The 2,421-nt window shown below is 48.3% G+C and carries 1 protein-coding gene and 1 pseudogene; both read right to left on the bottom strand.

Annotated elements, in window-relative coordinates; translation table 11 throughout:
- Positions 1-181: pseudogene (locus tag BZG79_RS14175) on the bottom strand (HU family DNA-binding protein); the annotation flags it as partial.
- A 186-nt stretch (positions 182-367) separates the two neighbouring features.
- Positions 368-2,421, bottom strand: a 2,054-nt coding sequence (gene lon, locus BZG79_RS14170; protein WP_077774721.1) for an endopeptidase La, incomplete at its 5' end; no start/stop codon positions are given.

The following is a 2,421-nucleotide window of genomic DNA, read 5'->3' as shown; positions in this document are numbered from 1 at the left end:
TCCCTTACGTGCGGCACGTTCGCGCACTGAGAAGGTACCAAAACCGACGAGTGCGACTTGATCACCTGACTTGAGTGTGTCAGAGACAGAGTCTACGAACGCATCCAGTGCTCGCCCCGCCGAGGCTTTAGAAATATCAGCACTCTCTGCAATATGATCAAATCAGTTCCGACTTATTCACTTTTTCATCCCCTTAAATAACTTCTCCGCAAATCCTATGCGCATTGCGGTTTCAATAACAGACGCTTTGTCGACGCAAGACGTTGTAAGCAACTGCCTGCCCCATGCAGACAGTACGCCAGAGCAACGTTAGCGAGCAAAAAAAACGCTGACAAGCCTTTTGCGGTCTGTCAGCGTTTTACGTTGCTTAATTTTGCTGCATGTCACTCTTTTCAGCGTCAACCAGCTCAATCCCAAGCGGATTATTCACTAATGCGATGGTTAACACGTCATCAATCCATCGTACTGGATGAATCGATAATTCTTCTTTCACATTGGCTGGAATGTCTTCCAAGTCACGCTCATTTTCTTTTGGAATCACCACCGTTTTGATCCCACCGCGCCGTGCCGCTAGCAGCTTCTCTTTCAATCCACCAATCGGAAGCACTTCGCCGCGCAGCGTGATTTCGCCAGTCATCGCTACGTCGGAGCGCACTGAGTTACCCGTGAGGCTTGAGACCAAAGCTGTACACATCGCGATGCCCGCGCTGGGGCCGTCTTTCGGTGTCGCACCTTCTGGAACGTGCACATGGATGTCACGCTTTTCATAGAAGTCGCTATTAATCCCCAACTTATCGGCTCGGCTACGCACCACTGTCATGGCCGCTTGCACCGATTCTTGCATCACATCACCCAATRAGCCGGTATGTGTCAGTTTACCTTTACCAGGCATGGACTCGGTTTCAATCGTTAACAGATCACCGCCCACTTCGGTCCAAGCGAGACCGGTAACTTGACCGATACGATTTTGCTCATCGGCTTTACCATAATCGAAGCGACGCACACCCAAATAGTCGGATAGATTGTCATTGGTTACCGTGACTTGCGTTAGGTCTTTATCGAGCAAAATTTCTTTAACCGTTTTACGGCACAGCTTAGAAATTTCACGCTCTAGATTACGCACGCCCGCTTCACGAGTGTAGTAACGAATAATGCCGATAATCGCCGAGTCTTCGATAGTGATCTCGTGCGGCTTCAAACCATTCCGTGAAACTTGTTTATCCACTAAATGACGCTTGGCAATATTCAATTTTTCATCTTCGGTGTAACCCGATAGACGAATCACTTCCATCCGATCCAACAATGGGCCAGGGATATTCATCGAGTTCGATGTTGCTACAAACATTACATCAGAAAGGTCATAGTCCACTTCTAAGTAATGATCGTTGAAGGCGTTATTTTGTTCGGGATCCAACACTTCTAACAACGCAGAGGAAGGATCGCCACGCATGTCAGAGGAGACTTTATCGATCTCATCCAACAGAAATAGTGGGTTACGCACGCCAACTTTTGACATTTTCTGGATCAATTTACCGGGCAACGAACCGATGTAGGTACGACGGTGACCTCGGATTTCCGCTTCATCGCGAACCCCGCCCAGTGCCATACGGGTATATTTACGTCCCGTCGCCCGAGCGATAGATTGCCCCAAAGACGTTTTACCGACCCCCGGAGGACCGACTAAACAAAGAATCGGACCTTTTAGTTTTTTCATCCGATTTTGAACCGCAAGATACTCCAAAATCCGGTCTTTGACACGCTCAAGGCCGTAATGATCGGCATTCAATACTTCTTCAGCGCGCGCTAAATCTTTCTTCACTTTCGAGCGTTTCGCCCAAGGTACGCTGATCATCCAGTCAATATAACTGCGCACCACTGTGGCTTCGGCAGACATCGGCGACATCATTTTAAGCTTTTGCAGTTCTTGCTCGGTTTTTTCCCGTGCTTCCTGCGGCATTTTTGATTCTTCGATTTTCTGCTTCAGCGTTTCAAACTCATCCGGCGCATCGTCTAGCTCACCCAGTTCTTTCTGGATGGCCTTCATTTGCTCGTTGAGATAATACTCGCGCTGGCTTTTTTCCATCTGTTTTTTGACGCGACCACGGATCCGCTTTTCGACTTGCAGCAAGTCAATCTCAGATTCCATCATCGTCATCAGATATTCTAGACGCTCGGAAATATCAACAAGCTCAAGAACTTGTTGCTTATCTTCAAGCTTAAGCGGCATATGGGCCGCAATGGTATCAGCGAGACGGGCCGCCTCTTCAATCCCATTTAGCGACGTCAGTACTTCCGGCGGAATCTTTTTATTGAGCTTAATAAAGCCTTCAAACTGGCTGATCGCCGTCCGTACCAAGACTTCTTGCTCGCGCTCATCCAAACTTGGCGTGGTTAGATAATCAGCTTGCGCGGTGAAGAAAT

Origin of the sequence: Salinivibrio sp. MA427 (assembly GCF_001996115.1) — a bacterium.
Classification (GTDB): domain Bacteria; phylum Pseudomonadota; class Gammaproteobacteria; order Enterobacterales; family Vibrionaceae; genus Salinivibrio; species Salinivibrio costicola.
This window is presented reverse-complemented; position numbering and strand designations above follow the sequence as displayed.